This window comes from Methylobacterium oryzihabitans (assembly GCF_004004555.2).
Classification (GTDB): domain Bacteria; phylum Pseudomonadota; class Alphaproteobacteria; order Rhizobiales; family Beijerinckiaceae; genus Methylobacterium; species Methylobacterium oryzihabitans.
The window spans coordinates 1-428 of sequence record NZ_SACP01000173.1 but is presented as its reverse complement, the minus strand read 5'-3'; the positions used below and the strand labels follow the sequence as shown (position 1 = coordinate 428).

Genomic DNA, 428 nt, shown 5'->3' with positions numbered 1-428 from the left:
CGCGTTCTGCTGGCGCTGGGCGCTCGCCACGTAGGGGTCCCAGGTGACCCAGGCATCGACCTTGCCGTTCTCGAACGCCGCCCGGCCGTCGGCCGGGATCAGGTACGCCGGGGTGATGTCCTTGAAGCTGAGGCCGGCCTTGGCCAGGGCCTGGATCAACAGGTAATGGCTACCCGCCGCCTTGGTCACCGCCACCCGCTTGCCCTTGAGGTCGGCCAGGGTCTTGAGCGGCGAGCTGGCTGGCACCAGGATGGCCTGGGCCGTGGGCGATGGCGCCTCACGAGCAAAATAGGTGAGTTTGGCACCGGCCGCCTGGGTGAACACCGGTACGGTATCGGCCACGTCCGCCGACAGGTCGACATTGCCCAGGTTCAGCGCCTCCAGCAGTGGCAGGCCGCTGGGGAACTCGTGCCAGCTGACGCGAATGC

The 428-nt window shown here is 68.2% G+C and carries 1 protein-coding gene; it reads right to left on the bottom strand.

Going from position 1 to position 428, the window contains the following annotated elements; genetic code table 11:
• The coding region (locus tag EOE48_RS28915; protein WP_127734247.1) for an ABC transporter substrate-binding protein at positions 1-428 on the bottom strand (428 nt) is incomplete at both ends.